A 14,797-nucleotide genomic window follows, 5' to 3' on the forward strand; every position below is an offset into this window, starting at 1 on the left:
GGTGGGGGATGTACTGCTCATTAAAGTGAAAAGAACTCGGAAAGGAGAGGAAAGATGGGAAATCAACATGCAATGGATTTGTTTGAGGAAGAGAAAAAATTTATAAAAGCGCAAGTTCTTCATACCATTTTCCACAACGAAGAAAACCTCTATTCCGTTGTTAGTATGAAAATCATTGAAACAAATGAAACATACGATGAAAAAAAAGTGATGATAAATGGTCATTTTCCCCGTATGCATGAAGATGAAGTGTTTACATTAACAGGTCATTTTAAAGATCATCCAAAGTATGGGAAACAATATTTAGTTGAAACGTTTAAGAAAGAATTGCCGCAAACAAAAGCAGGTATGGTGCAATATTTAGCGAGTGATTTATTTAAAGGAATCGGAAAGCGTACAGCCGAAAAAATTGTGGACCATCTCGGGGAACATGCTATTTCTAAAATTATGGATGACCCTGAGGCGTTAAATGGTGTTGTTAATAAACAAAAAGCGCAAGAAATATATGAGACGATTGTTGAGCATCAAGGATTAGAGAAAGTAATGAGCTTTTTAAATGGTTACGGTTTTGGAACGAAACTTTCCATTAAGATTTACCAGCAATATAAAGAAATGACATTAGAAGTGATTCGTAAAAATCCATATCAACTTATTGAAGAAGTGGACGGGATTGGTTTTGGACGAGCAGATGATATAGGACGTGCGCTAGGGATATCGGGTAATCACGATGACCGTGTACGTGCGGGATGTTTTTACACATTAGAGAATGTTTCACTGCAACTCGGTCATGTTTATATGGGAAAAGATCAACTTGTAAGAGAAACGATGTCACTTTTAAATAATCAAGAAGGAAGAGTGACGGAAGAAGACATTATAGGTTGCGTTGAAATGATGCAAAGTGAAGGGAAAGTCATCATAGAAGAAGAACGAGTGTATTTAGCATCGTTGTTCTACTCTGAAAAAGGTGTTGTAAAGTCTATTCGTAGGCTTATGAATCAAGAAGAAACACCTTCATTCCCTGAAGCTGAAGTGTTAAAGACGTTAGGTGAAATTGAAGAGCAGCTGAATGTCCAATATGCACCATTTCAGCAAGAAGCAATTCAAACGGCACTTCATAAACCGATGATGTTATTAACAGGTGGACCAGGAACAGGGAAAACAACTGTTATTAAAGGAATTGTAGAAATGTATGCATCGCTGCATGGACTATCGTTAAATCCGAATGAATATAGTGATGATAATCCATTTCCGATATTATTAACGGCTCCAACAGGAAGAGCTGCGAAGCGAATGAGTGAATCAACAGGACTTCCGGCTTGCACAATTCATCGTTTGCTTGGCTGGACGCCAGAAGGTTCTTTCCAGCGCAATGAAACCGATCCGGTTCAAGGGAAGTTACTCATTATTGATGAGTTTTCGATGGTTGATATTTGGCTTGCAAATCAACTATTTAAGTCACTGCCAACGAACATCCAAGTAATCGTTGTAGGTGATGAAGACCAATTACCATCAGTAGGACCTGGACAAGTGTTGAAAGATTTATTAAATGCAGGTGCCATTCCAACGGTAAAACTCACAGAAATTTATCGTCAGGCAGAAGGTTCGTCTGTTATTCAGCTTGCCCACGCGATAAAAGACGGGACGCTTCCGCCAGATTTAGCGCAAAATAAAAAAGATCGTTCATTTATTAGCTGTGCAGGGGCTCAAATTGTTGAGGTTGTGAAAAAGGTTTGTGAAAATGCTAAGACAAAAGGCTTTAGTGCCAGAGATGTACAAGTATTGGCACCTATGTACCGCGGACCAGCAGGTATTAATGTACTGAATGAAGCGTTGCAACAAGTATTTAATCCGAAAAGGGAAAAGAGTAAAGAAATTGCTTACGGTGATGTTGTATACCGAAGAGGCGATAAAGTACTGCAACTTGTCAATCAGCCAGAAAGCCAAGTGTTTAATGGTGATATTGGAGAAATTGTTTCGGTGTTTTATGCGAAAGAAAATGTCGAGCAACAGGACATGATTATCGTTTCATTTGATGGAATTGAAGTAACGTATACAAAGCCGGATTTAAATCAAATTACTCATGCATATTGCTGCTCGATTCATAAATCACAAGGTAGTGAATTTCCAATAGTTATTATGCCGATTGTAAAGAGCTATTACCGTATGTTACGTCGTAATTTAATTTACACGGGCATTACAAGGAGTAAGAAATTCCTTATTATTTGTGGGGAGGAAGCGGCTTTTCAATCCGGTGTAAATCGCCTTGATGATGCAATGCGTCAAACGACTTTAGCTGGTCGCTTGCAAGAATCACAAGGAGAGGTGCAGATGGTAACGGTTAATGGCGAGGAAATGGACGTGGAAAACATTTCACCGTATGATTTCATGTAACAAGGTGAAATTATATAGTGAAACTTTCAAACGTATAACGTTGAAAGGCTCCAGCAATGTATAAATGAATGCGGTTTGGACATAATGGCGAATAGAATCTGGGAGACTGTAAGGAGATGAAAGCCATATGTTTATTTGTCCAAATTGCAAAGGGAAAGACATCGGAAAAATAGGTGTCAACCAATTTTATTGCTGGAATTGTTATATCGAATTATCGGTTTCAAAGGGGAAAATCCATACGCATCAAGTAGAGGAAGATGGTTCATTAAGCTCTCTTGATGATTTATTTGATGAGAACGAAAGAACGATCGGATAACGAAAAGGGGGATTTACTTTGAATCTACGCAATTCATTAATCGCATTAGGTGTTGGAGCTGCAGCATATCAATATGCTCGCAAGCAAGATGTATTTTCAAAACGCAATATGAAAAAAGCACGTAAGATGATTAAATCTTATTTATAAACGTAAAAAACTCCCTTCATGATAAGGGAGTTTTTTTATGCACTCGTATGCAAATATAAAAGTCCAATTTCAGAGAAGAGATAAGATAGGCCGTAGCACCCAACGCCAAGCATTCCATAATGCCATAATTGCTTCGCCCGTTCTTTTCGCGAGGAACGAATAAAGAAACCTTTCCAAATACCAAACCCAATACAAATCCATTCAAGAATCATAAAAAGTGCTGATAATACGAGCATCAACAAAATCATAATGAGACCTCCTGATTATATTGTTTCATGTTGCATTCTCAGGGGTGGTTGTCCTTATTATGTTAAATATATGTCCGTCTTTAAAAAACAGTATGGTCTGTATAAAAAGATTTTAAAACTTTTGCACATAACCTAACCTATTTATTTTCAAAATAAAGGTGGAGGAGGTTTTTCGTGTGAAGAATCTTAAAATCATTTGGATATATCGTTTAGGATTATTGTTACTCATTTTTCTTTGTTTGCTTGTCTTTTTAAAAATTAAGCCATTATGGGCACCGATTATTTTTGTATTTAAAGTGGCAATTACACCATTTCTTATCGCGTGTTTCATTGCGTACTTATTGCATCCTTTAATTGAAAAAATACATAAAGAAGGAATGCCTCGCACGCTTGCCATTTTGCTCATTTACGTACTTTTCTTCGGCGGAATTGGTTATGGGATTTATAAAGGAACGCCCGTTGTTATTAAGCAGTTGCAAGAAATTAATGAACAATTTCCACAGTTTACAAAAATGTATGATTCTTGGATGGATGGGGTCACAGAACAAACGGCGAATTTTCCGTCGTTTATTCATGAAAAGGTGAAACAAATTTTTGGTGGTGTAGAAACGAAGATTCAAGCACTTTTAAATAAAGTGATGAGTACAGCTCGTGGTGTACTCGATTCGTTACTCATTATTTTCTTAATCCCGTTCATTGTATTTTACATATTAAAAGATTACGGTGAGTTTTATCATATCTTTTGGAAACTAGTCCCGAGTAAATGGCGTAGTACGGGTCAAATGCTTGCGAAAGAAATTGATAAGTCACTCGGAAGTTATATTCGAGGACAGTTATTTGTTTGTTTAGTATTAGGGGGAGTATCTGTTCTTTCTTTTTGGTTTATCGGTATGAAATATCCATTATTACTCGGCATTATTATTGGGGTAACGGATATAATCCCGTACTTTGGTCCTATTTTAGGGGCGATTCCGACGTTGATGATTGCAGCAACGGTATCAACGAGTTTACTCATTAAGGCAGGGATTACAATTGCTATTTTGCAATTTTTGGAAAGTAACATTTTATCACCTTACATCGTCGGTAAGTCACTCCGTATGCATCCTGTTATTATTATGCTTGCATTACTAGTTGGAGGAGAGGTTGCGGGGATTGTGGGGTTGCTAGTATCGGTTCCAATTTTAGCAGTTATTCGTACAGTAATTGTTCACGTGAGACCCCTTTGGAAAAGAGAAGATATGTAATGTAAAAGCCCTCTATTTATAAAAGTAGAGGGCTAATCATATGTTTATTTAGAGAGCTGCTCGTGTAACTTTTGAACGAGGGAGCCCACATCATTTGTTTGAATATGTTTTATTTCTTTCCATTCATTATCATACATAAATACAATTTGCTTGCTGAAAAGCCGCTTCTGCTCTTTTAGATTAGAAATGTTTGCGAAAGAGTACTCTTCAAATATTGGGTTCTGACTTACATCTCGTCCATAAAAGAAGAGCCTTTTGTTCGTTAAAATTAACAGACCTGGTCTTGCGACGGAACGATATATAAATATATCTAATGAACATGCCACATAAAACAATATTGTTTCGTCGGTCGCCAATATATTTTTAGCTTTGTTCAATAAGGATGTCATAATAATCGCTCCTTTGCTGTTAATAATTTAATTGTAACAAAAATGTGATATTCAGAAAAGTTTATATGTATATTTCTATGAAGATAGTACGATTTATTAATGAGTTGCATAATATATGAAAAGGCTGTTAAGAATGAATAGTAGAATAACTATGAGTAATAAACAATTGATACAATATAAATGATTATCTACATTGACAAACTTAAGAGAATTCTATTATATTTAGTCATATAATACATTAAATCAATGACGGAACAAGTACGTTACAGTCCATTTGTAGAGAGAAGCTTCCACTGGCTGAAAGAAGCTTTAAATGAAGGGTAACAGAAAGCTAATCCTGAGAGCAGCTAATCACTGCCGTCTTGCCACGTTACGGCACCATGAGGTGATGAATTGATTGTTATAATAATCAATTCATAATTAGGGTGGTATCGCGAGTTAACTCTCGTCCCTTTTATAGGGGCGGGAGTTTTTTATATTTAAGGAGGAAAATACAATGAAACAACTAACAGGCGCACAAATTCGTCAAATGTTTTTAGACTTTTTCCAAGAAAAAGGACATGCAGTAGAACCTAGTGCTTCACTAGTTCCGCACGAAGATCCATCTCTTCTTTGGATTAACAGTGGTGTAGCGACATTAAAAAAATATTTTGATGGACGCGTAATCCCGCAAAACCCACGTATTACAAATGCTCAAAAATCAATTCGTACAAACGATATTGAAAACGTAGGGAAAACAGCTCGTCATCATACATTCTTTGAAATGTTAGGGAACTTCTCAATTGGTGATTACTTCAAAGAAGAAGCAATTACTTGGGCTTGGGAATTTTTAACGAGTGATAAATGGATCGGATTCGATAAAGAATTACTATCAGTTACAATCCATCCGGAAGATGATGAAGCATTCACAATTTGGAATGAGAAAATGGGTGTTCCAAAAGAGCGCATCATTCGCTTAGAAGAAAACTTCTGGGATATCGGTGAAGGACCAAGTGGACCGAATACAGAGATTTTCTATGATCGCGGGGAAGCTTACGGTAATGACTTTAGTGACCCAGAATTATATCCAGGCGGAGAAAATGAGCGTTATTTAGAAGTATGGAACCTTGTATTCTCTCAATTTAACCATAATCCAGACGGTTCATATACACCACTTCCTAAGAAAAACATCGATACAGGGATGGGTCTAGAGCGTATGACATCTATCGTTCAAGATGTGCCTACGAACTTTGATACAGACCTATTTATGCCAATGATTGGTGCAACAGAGTCAATTTCTGGTGAGAAGTATCGTAATGGCGATTTAGAAAAAGATATGGCATTTAAAGTAATTGCTGACCATATCCGTACAGTAACATTTGCTGTTGGTGATGGTGCTCTTCCATCGAACGAAGGCCGTGGTTATGTATTACGTCGTTTATTACGCCGTGCTGTTCGTTATTCGAAGAAATTAAACATCAATCGTCCATTCATGTTTGAATTAGTACCGGTTGTTGGAGAAGTAATGAAAGACTTCTATCCAGAAGTACTTGAGAAGAAAGATTTCATTGCAAAAGTTGTGAAAAATGAAGAAGAGCGTTTCCATGAAACACTTCATGATGGTGAATCAATTTTAGCTGAAGTCATTGCAAAAGCAAAAGAAGAAAAAACAACTGTTATTTCTGGAGTAGACGCGTTCCGTCTATATGACACATATGGTTTCCCAATTGAATTAACAGAAGAATATGCAGAAGAAGCTGGTATGACAGTTGATCAAGCAGGCTTCGAAAATGAAATGGAAAAACAACGTGAGCGTGCACGTGCTGCTCGTCAAGACGTTGATTCTATGCAAGTTCAAGGCGGTGTTCTTGGTGAAGTTAAAGTAGCGAGCGAGTTTGTTGGCTACGGTACAGTTGCAACAGAAAGTAACGTTGTTGCACTTGTGAAAAATGGTGAATACACAGATAGCTTGCAAGCTGGTGAAGAAGGACAATTGATGCTAGATGTAACACCATTCTATGCTGAGAGCGGTGGACAAATTGCAGACCGTGGTTACCTTCTTGCTGACGGTGTAAAAGTTGTTGTAAAAGACGTACAAAAAGCACCAAACGGCCAAAACTTACACAAAGTAGTTATAGAAGAAGGTACGTTAACGAAAGATGCGGCTGTGAAAGCTGTTATTGATACGAAGAACCGTAGTAGCGTTGTGAAAAACCATACAGCAACTCACTTACTGCACCAAGCATTAAAAGACGTACTTGGAATGCATGTTAACCAAGCTGGTTCTCTTGTAACTTCTGAACGTTTACGCTTTGACTTCTCTCACTTCGGCCAAGTACAAGCTGATGAATTAGAAAAAATTGAGCGTATCGTAAACGAAAAAATTTGGGAAAGTATTGATGTTGAGATTTCTCAAAAAGCAATTGAAGAAGCGAAAGAAATGGGTGCAATGGCATTATTCGGTGAAAAATACGGAGATGTGGTACGTGTTGTACAAGTTGGCGGTTATAGCTTAGAGCTTTGCGGTGGTTGTCACGTTGATAACACAGCTTCTATCGGTATTTTCAAAATCGTTGCTGAGTCTGGTATCGGTGCAGGAACTCGTCGTATTGAGGCGGTAACTGGTAAGTCTGCATACGAATTAATGAACGATCAAGTAGGTTTATTAAAAGAAGCGGCAGGAAAAATGAAAACAAATCCGAAAGATATTTTAACAAGAGTTGATGGTTTATTTGCTGAAGTAAAACAACTTCAAAAAGAAAACGAATCTCTTGCTGCGAAATTAAGCAATATCGAAGCTGGAAACTTAACTGATTCAGTAATGACAGTTGATGGCGTGAACGTATTAGCGGCGAAAGTAAATGTTGCAGATATGAACAACTTACGTACAATGATGGATGATCTAAAAAATAAATTAGAGTCTGCAGTTGTTGTATTAGCGTCTGTAAATGATGACAAAGTAAACATTTTAGCTGGCGTAACGAAAGATTTAATTAGCCAAGGCTACCATGCAGGTAAGCTTGTGAAAGAAGTGGCTTCTCGTTGTGGTGGTGGCGGTGGTGGCCGTCCTGATATGGCTCAAGCAGGCGGTAAAAACCCAGCTCAAGTTGAGGAAGCTTTAGCGTTTGTACAAGAGTACGTTAAATCTGTTTCAAAATAAAGAGATAGTAGTGTACAATGGTAGGGAGAGGAGAAGTTCTTCTCCCTATACTTACTACTTACAAGTGAGGTGCTTGAAATGGACGGTTTTGATAAAACAATGAAGTTTAGCATTCAAGATGAAAAACAGAGTGTCCATGTAAATGATGTACTTTTAACTGTGTATGATGCACTTCAAGAAAAAGGCTATAATCCGATTAACCAAATCGTCGGTTATTTATTAAGTGGAGACCCAGCATACATACCTCGCCATAAAGATGCACGAAGCATCGTTCGCAAGCTTGAACGTGATGAGATAATTGAAGAGCTTGTGAAGTCTTACTTGAAACATCATCGTGAGGAGTAGTTTATGCGGATATTAGGTTTAGATGTAGGTACAAAAACAGTCGGAGTTGCAATGAGCGACGAAATGGGCTGGACAGCACAAGGGCTGGAAACAATCAGGATTAACGAAGAACGAGGCCACTTTGGTTTTGACCGTATTTCTGAGTTAGTAAAACAGTATGGTGTGGACAAAATAGTAGTAGGTTTACCTAAAAATATGAATGGTACAATTGGTCCGCGTGGTGAAGCGTGCCAGCAATTTGCAGAAAACCTACGAGAGCTGTTACAATTAGACGTTGTAATGTGGGACGAGCGTTTGTCGACGATGGCAGCGGAACGTCTGCTCATTTCAGCTGATGTAAGCCGTAAGAAGCGAAAGCAAGTAATCGATAAGATGGCTGCAGTCGTAATCTTACAAGGATTTTTAGATAGTAAATAAGAGGTGACCAAAATGGAAGAAAATCAAATTACAATTGTAGACGAAAAAGGTAACGAACATTTATGTGAGATTGTTTTCACTTTTGATGCTGAAAAATTTGGCAAAAAATCATACGTAGTCTTCTCTCCAATCGGTGAAGTAGACGAAGATGGAGACCAAATTTATGATGCAATGGCTTATGAGCAAAATGAAGAAGAGGGCGGAACTTTACTTCCAATCGAATCTGAAGAAGAGTGGGAAATGGTACAAGAAATGTTCAACACTCTTGCTGATGAGCAAGAAGCAGAATAATAAGTATTGAGAAGATGGACGATATATAGTCCATCTTTTTTTATATGTAAAATGAAAGATTTTTTGTCGAAACTGTGTAATCCTTTGTAGTATAATGAGACGGATTGTAGAAAAATAAAATATCTGTAAAAAAATGATAGGTAAGTTTATTGTGATTTTTCATTGTGTTGTATAGAAAGATGTACATATGGCCTACAATTGAATAAGGAGGAAGAGTTTTGATAGAGAATCAAGTGAAAAAGAAGCGTAGACGCATTTTTTTATTTTCGATTATTGCACTGCTTTTAGTTTGTGGTTCAGTCTATGCATATATTTCATCGGCTTTAGGACCGGTTGATAGCGAGAATAAAAAAGAGATTGAAGTAGAGATTCCAAAAGGATCATCTACAAGTAAAATTGGTGAAATTTTAGAAGAAAAAGGTGCTGTGAAAAGCGGTACAGTTTTTAGCTTTTATACGAAGGTTAAGTCAAAAAGCTTACAAGCAGGTACATATTTATTAAATCCTTCGATGAGTGCAAATGACATCGTTGAACAAATGTCATCTGGTAATGTACATCGTCCAGCGCTATATAAAGTGACGATTAAAGAAGGGGCGCAAGTAACTGAAATTGCAGAAGTGATTGCGGCAGAATTAAAGTGGAATAAAGATGATGTTGTACGTCAATTAAACGATAAAGCATTTGTTCAAAAAATGCAGCAAAAGTATCCGAAGTTATTGACTGATAAAATTTTTGATAGCAATATTAAATATCCGTTAGAAGGCTATCTATATCCAGCGACGTATTCTTTCTATAAAAAAGATACGACGTTAGAAGAAATCGTAATTCCAATGCTTGAGAAAACGAATGCCATTATTGTTCAAAACGAGGCAAAAATGAAAGCGAAAAACTGGGATGTTCATCAGCTTTTAACATTGTCTTCACTTATTGAAGAAGAGGCAACGGGCTTTACAGATCGTCAAAAAATCGCTAGTGTTTTCTATAATCGTTTAGCAAAAGGTATGCCACTTCAAACAGATCCGACAGTGTTATACGCGCTTGGGAAGCATAAACAACGCGTATTATATGAGGATTTAAAAGTAAACTCACCGTACAATACGTATGTTGTGAAAGGATTGCCAGTTGGGCCGATTGCAAACTCTGGTAAACATTCAGTGGAAGCTGCGTTAGAACCTGCGCAAACAGATTATTATTATTTCTTAGCTGCACCAAGTGGTGAAGTGTACTATGCGAAAACATTAGAAGAGCATAATGCATTAAAGCAAAAATACATTACGAAAAAACAGTGAAATGGGGAGGGATAGCGAAAAAGGTCGCACATCCCTCTTTTTTGTGGTAAAATATATCGGGTTAAAAACTGGCAGAAGAATCGTTTTTAATATCAAAACGGGACGTACAAGCTAAGGGTGAAGCTGGCTTGTATTTTTATTGCATTCTATGTGTGAAAAGACAAAGATTGACGCGTCATAGAGGCACTTCTCCATGTAAATAAGGAGGACCAATTATGGAGGATGCAGTTAACGAGTACCTATTATCATTTATTGATCCAAAAGATAAATTAATTCTTGAAATGGAAGAGTATGCAACAGAAAACCATGTGCCGATTATGGATCGACTTGGAATGGAATTTATGCTGCAATTTTTACGTTTAATTGGACCGAAAAGCATTTTAGAACTTGGAACAGCAATCGGTTATTCTAGTATTCGTATGATGGAAGCTATTCCGAATTCGCGTATTGTGACAGTAGAGCGCAATCGTGAACGATATGAAAAGGCACTTGAATATATAGAACGTTCCCCAGTAACAAATCGCATTTCTGTTATTTATGGTGATGCTTTAGAAACGGGTGAACAAGTGAAAGAACATGGAACATTTGATGTTATTTTTATTGATGCAGCAAAAGGACAGTATCTTCGCTTTTTTGACTTATATGAACCGTTATTAAATCCTGGTGGCGTAATTATTTCAGATAATGTTATGTACCATGGTCTTGTAACGACAAAAGAGAAAATTGAAAACAGACGTACGCGTGGTTTAATCCGTCGTATTAAGACGTACAATGAGTGGCTTATGAACCATGAAGGATATGATACAACGATTTTCCCGATTGGTGATGGAGTAGCTGTTAGTAAAAAGAGAGGGTGACCAAGGTATGAAGAAACCTGAATTGTTAGTAACGCCAAGAGCGGTGGCGGATATCGAACCTCTTGCGAAAGCAGGAGCAGATGCGGTAATGATCGGTGAGCAAAAGTTTGGTTTACGTTTAGCAGGGGAGTTTTCACGTGAAGATGTAAAACAAGCTGCGAAGATTGCACATGAAAATGGTGTGAAAGTATACGTAGCCATGAACGCTATGTTCCACAACGATAAAGTAGAAGAATTAACAGAATACGTTTCATTTTTAAACGAAGTGAATGTAGATGCAATTGTTTTTGGAGATCCAGCGGTATTAATGGCTGTTCGTGAAGTAGCGCCAAATATGCAGTTGCACTGGAATACAGAAACGACAGCAACAAACTGGTTCACTTGTAATTACTGGGGACAAAGAGGGGCGAAGCGTGCTGTATTAGCTCGTGAGCTTAGCTTAGATGAAATTGTTGATTTAAAAGAAAATGCTGAAGTGGAACTAGAAGTACAAATTCACGGTATGACTTGTATGTTCCAATCAAAGCGTTCATTAGTAGGAAACTACTTTGAGTATCAAGGACGTAATCTTGACATTGAAAAGAAAAAATATGAAGAGAATATGTTCTTATATGACCCAGAGCGTAACAATAAATATCCAATTTATGAAGATGAAAATGGTACTCACATTATGAGTCCGAACGATATCTGTTTCATCGATGAATTAGAGGAACTAATCGAAGCTGAAGTTGACAGCTTAAAAATCGACGGTGTACTAAAAAGCTCTGAATACATTATTGAAGTAACGAAGAAATATCGTAAAGCAATTGATTTATGTGTAGAAGATCGTGATGCGTATTATGATGTGAAAGATGATTTATATAAAGAGATAGAAGAAATGCAACCAGTAAATCGTCCGTTAGATACAGGATTCTTCTTTAAAGAGACGGTTTACTAAACGAGGAGGGTGTAGGAAATGACTGTACAAGAAATTTCACGAGTGATCGATGGCAAACGCGTTATTGTGAAGAAACCTGAACTGTTAATCCCTGCGGGTAACTTAGAAAAATTAAAAGTAGCTATCCATTATGGGGCAGATGCTGTATATTTAGGTGGACAAGAATTTGGTCTTCGTTCGAATGCAGGTAACTTTACGCTGGAAGACATGGCAGAAGGCGTTGAATTTGCAAAGAAATATGGAGCGAAAATATATGTAACAACAAATATTTTTGCACATAATGAAAATATGGACGGGCTAGAGGAATATTTAAGAGGGATTGAAAAAGCTGGCGTAACGGGAATTATCGTTGCTGATCCGCTTATTATTGAGACATGTAAACGTGTAGCACCTTCTGTTGAGGTGCATTTAAGTACACAACAATCGCTATCCAACTGGAAAGCAGCACAGTATTGGAAAGAAGAAGGTTTACATCGTCTTGTATTAGCTCGTGAGGCAAGCTATGAAGAGATGAAAGAAATTAAAGACAAAGTGGATATTGAAATTGAAGCATTCGTCCATGGTGCAATGTGTATCGCATATTCAGGAAGATGTACATTAAGTAACCATATGACAGCGCGTGACTCTAATCGTGGTGGTTGTTGTCAATCTTGTCGCTGGGACTATGATTTAGTTCAAACGGTATCACAACATAAAGATGCAAAAGAGCTTCCTTTATTCCAAGAAGAAGATGCTCACTTTGCGATGAGTCCAAAAGATTTAAATTTAATTTTATCAATTCCGAAAATGATTGAAATTGGAATTGATAGCTTAAAAGTTGAAGGACGTATGAAATCTATCCATTACGTAGCGACTGTAGCAACTGTATATCGTAAAGTAATTGATGCGTATTGTGCGGATCCGGATAACTTTGAGTTTAAACAAGAGTGGTTAGATGAGCTTGATAAATGTGCAAATCGTGACACAGCTCCTGCATTCTTTGAAGGGGTTCCAGGACATCAAGAGCAAATGTTTGGAAATCATAGTAAGAAAACAACGTATGATTTTGCTGGTTTAGTGTTAGATTATAATGAAGAAACGGGCATCGTAACGCTTGAGCAACGTAATCACTTCAAACCAGGACATGAAGTGGAGTTCTTTGGACCAGAAATAGAAAACTTTACGCAGACGGTGGAGAAAATTTGGGATGAGGATGGAAACGAATTAGATGCAGCGAGACATCCGTTGCAAATCGTGAAATTCAAAGTGGATCAACCAGTGTATGTGAATAATATGATGCGCAAAAACATACTTCAATAAGAAAGAGTGGTAGTCGAATGGGGACGAATAAGCCTGTTGTAATTGGAATCGCTGGTGGTTCAGGATCAGGAAAAACAAGTGTAACGAAAGCGATTTTTGACCATTTTAAAGGTCATTCCATTTTAATCTTGGAGCAAGATTATTATTACAAAGATCAAAGCCATTTACCAATGGAAGAGCGTTTAAAAACAAATTACGATCATCCGCTTGCGTTTGATAATGATCTGTTAATTGAACATTTGAAGCAGTTGCTTGCATATGAGCAAATTGATAAGCCTGTATATGACTATACATTGCATACGCGTTCAGAAGAAATTATTCCAGTTGAGCCGAAAGATGTAATCATTTTAGAAGGAATTCTTATTTTAGAAGACCCACGTCTTTGTGAGTTAATGGACATTAAGCTATTCGTTGATACAGATGCTGATCTTCGTATCCTGCGCCGCATGCAGCGTGATATTAAAGAGCGCGGTCGTACGATGGATTCAGTTATTGATCAATATGTAACTGTTGTACGTCCAATGCACAATCAATTTATTGAGCCTTCTAAGAAATTTGCGGATATTATTATCCCTGAAGGTGGACAAAACCATGTTGCAATTGATATTATGGTGACAAAAATTGCAACAATTCTTGAACAAAAAGTAAATTTGTAATAGCATAGTAAAAGATATACGATAGGAAGGGATTTTTTCCCTTCCTATCGAATACAATGAAACATGCAACCTCATCTATATATAGGTGAGGGCATATTTATATCAACTTTCCATACATATCTTCTTTATATAAAGAAGAATTGGGAATACGGGGTTGTATGTGACAACTCCGCTAGTACAGGCGTGCTAGAAACCTCCGCTATACATATAAGTGGGGGAGTTTTCATATGGAACTCCTCTTTTTTTTCGGGGGATTGGTATATAAAAGGAGTGGAAAATATGGCAACAGAAAAAACATACCCAATGACGCAAGAGGGTAAGCAAAAATTAGAGAACGAACTTGAGGATTTAAAAACGGTAAAACGTAAAGAGGTTGTAGAGCGCATTAAGATTGCACGTAGCTTCGGAGATCTTTCTGAGAACTCTGAGTACGATGCAGCGAAAGATGAGCAAGCGTTCGTAGAAGGACGTATTACACAATTAGAAAACATGATTCGTAACGCAGTTATCATCACAGATAACGGTGAAGAATCTACAGTTGTTACATTAGGTAAAACAGTAACATTTAAAGAGTTACCAGGTGGAGATGAAGAATCTTACACAATCGTAGGTAGCGCAGAAGCAGATCCATTTGAAGGAAGAATTTCTAACGATTCTCCAATTGCAAAAAGCTTATTAGGTAAGCAAATTGGTGAGAAGGTAGCAATTCAAACACCGGGCGGAGAAATGCAAGTAGAGATTATCTCTGTAAAATAACGTAAAAATCACTCGTGTAAAAACGGGTGATTTTTTTATTTGTATAAAAGATGAAACACCTCGTCTAAACTACATG

General features: G+C 37.3%; 16 protein-coding genes and 1 other annotated feature. Of the genes, 14 read left to right on the plus strand and 2 right to left on the minus strand.

The window, feature by feature from the left end; translation table 11 throughout:
• The first annotated feature begins 54 nt into the window (after positions 1 to 54).
• The 3 genes from recD2 (at position 55) to JDS80_RS00650 (ending at position 2,854) form a co-directional block, all read left to right on the plus strand.
• Complete coding sequence (gene recD2, locus JDS80_RS00640) at positions 55 to 2,391, plus strand: SF1B family DNA helicase RecD2 (protein WP_071747430.1); 2,337 nt, start codon at positions 55 to 57, stop codon at positions 2,389 to 2,391.
• Between the two features lie 127 nt (positions 2,392 to 2,518).
• Entirely contained in the window at positions 2,519 to 2,707 is a 189-nt protein-coding gene (locus JDS80_RS00645) for a hypothetical protein (RefSeq protein ID WP_000469281.1), read from the plus strand.
• An 18-nt stretch (positions 2,708 to 2,725) separates the two neighbouring features.
• A complete protein-coding gene (locus JDS80_RS00650; RefSeq protein ID WP_001053553.1) occupies positions 2,726 to 2,854 on the plus strand; it encodes a YrzQ family protein in 129 nt (42 codons plus the stop codon).
• A gap of 35 nt (positions 2,855 to 2,889) precedes the next feature.
• On the opposite strand, the gene JDS80_RS00655 is transcribed toward JDS80_RS00650, so the two are convergent.
• The gene (locus JDS80_RS00655) at positions 2,890 to 3,102 is read right to left on the minus strand and encodes a hypothetical protein (RefSeq protein ID WP_071747429.1); all 213 of its coding nucleotides are present in this window, start codon (positions 3,100 to 3,102) and stop codon (positions 2,890 to 2,892) included.
• A gap of 176 nt (positions 3,103 to 3,278) precedes the next feature.
• Here JDS80_RS00655 and JDS80_RS00660 point away from each other — a divergent pair, with 176 nt between their 5' ends.
• Entirely contained in the window at positions 3,279 to 4,346 is a 1,068-nt protein-coding gene (locus tag JDS80_RS00660; protein WP_199636783.1) for an AI-2E family transporter, read from the plus strand.
• 44 nt (positions 4,347 to 4,390) lie between these two features.
• Here JDS80_RS00660 and JDS80_RS00665 read toward each other — a convergent pair whose 3' ends face one another.
• The gene (locus JDS80_RS00665) at positions 4,391 to 4,735 is read right to left on the minus strand and encodes a PH domain-containing protein (protein ID WP_199636784.1); all 345 of its coding nucleotides are present in this window, start codon (positions 4,733 to 4,735) and stop codon (positions 4,391 to 4,393) included.
• A 237-nt stretch (positions 4,736 to 4,972) separates the two neighbouring features.
• Positions 4,973 to 5,191 (plus strand) — a binding site (T-box leader).
• Positions 5,192 to 5,231: 40 nt separating this feature from the next.
• Between JDS80_RS00665 and alaS the strand changes: the two genes are divergently transcribed.
• The 10 genes from alaS to greA all read left to right on the plus strand — a co-directional run bounded on the left by alaS (position 5,232) and on the right by greA (position 14,721).
• Complete coding sequence (gene alaS, locus JDS80_RS00670; RefSeq protein ID WP_199636785.1) at positions 5,232 to 7,874, plus strand: alanine--tRNA ligase; 2,643 nt, start codon at positions 5,232 to 5,234, stop codon at positions 7,872 to 7,874.
• Between the two features lie 78 nt (positions 7,875 to 7,952).
• Positions 7,953 to 8,219 (plus strand): IreB family regulatory phosphoprotein, encoded by a 267-nt coding sequence (locus JDS80_RS00675; protein ID WP_000348591.1) that lies wholly within the window; start codon positions 7,953 to 7,955, stop codon positions 8,217 to 8,219.
• 3 nt (positions 8,220 to 8,222) lie between these two features.
• A complete protein-coding gene (gene ruvX / locus JDS80_RS00680; RefSeq protein WP_071747425.1) occupies positions 8,223 to 8,636 on the plus strand; it encodes a Holliday junction resolvase RuvX in 414 nt (137 codons plus the stop codon).
• Positions 8,637 to 8,648: 12 nt separating this feature from the next.
• Positions 8,649 to 8,927, plus strand: a complete 279-nt coding sequence (locus JDS80_RS00685; protein ID WP_000392249.1) for a DUF1292 domain-containing protein — start codon at positions 8,649 to 8,651, stop codon at positions 8,925 to 8,927.
• A gap of 218 nt (positions 8,928 to 9,145) precedes the next feature.
• Positions 9,146 to 10,216: an endolytic transglycosylase MltG gene (gene mltG / locus JDS80_RS00690; protein WP_199636787.1), complete on the plus strand. Its 1,071-nt coding sequence runs from the start codon at positions 9,146 to 9,148 to the stop codon at positions 10,214 to 10,216.
• 215 nt (positions 10,217 to 10,431) lie between these two features.
• A complete protein-coding gene (locus JDS80_RS00695) occupies positions 10,432 to 11,073 on the plus strand; it encodes an O-methyltransferase (protein ID WP_199636788.1) in 642 nt (213 codons plus the stop codon).
• Between the two features lie 7 nt (positions 11,074 to 11,080).
• Positions 11,081 to 12,010, plus strand: a complete 930-nt coding sequence (locus JDS80_RS00700; protein WP_071747422.1) for a peptidase U32 family protein — start codon at positions 11,081 to 11,083, stop codon at positions 12,008 to 12,010.
• A gap of 18 nt (positions 12,011 to 12,028) precedes the next feature.
• Positions 12,029 to 13,309: a peptidase U32 family protein gene (locus JDS80_RS00705; RefSeq protein ID WP_071747421.1), complete on the plus strand. Its 1,281-nt coding sequence runs from the start codon at positions 12,029 to 12,031 to the stop codon at positions 13,307 to 13,309.
• 17 nt (positions 13,310 to 13,326) lie between these two features.
• Positions 13,327 to 13,965: a uridine kinase gene (gene udk / locus JDS80_RS00710; protein ID WP_071747420.1), complete on the plus strand. Its 639-nt coding sequence runs from the start codon at positions 13,327 to 13,329 to the stop codon at positions 13,963 to 13,965.
• A 279-nt stretch (positions 13,966 to 14,244) separates the two neighbouring features.
• Complete coding sequence (greA, locus tag JDS80_RS00715) at positions 14,245 to 14,721, plus strand: transcription elongation factor GreA (RefSeq protein WP_000179964.1); 477 nt, start codon at positions 14,245 to 14,247, stop codon at positions 14,719 to 14,721.
• The last annotated feature ends 76 nt before the right edge of the window (positions 14,722 to 14,797 follow it).

Source organism: Bacillus cereus group sp. N8 (assembly GCF_016483685.1).
Classification (GTDB): Bacteria; Bacillota; Bacilli; order Bacillales; family Bacillaceae_G; genus Bacillus_A; species Bacillus_A proteolyticus.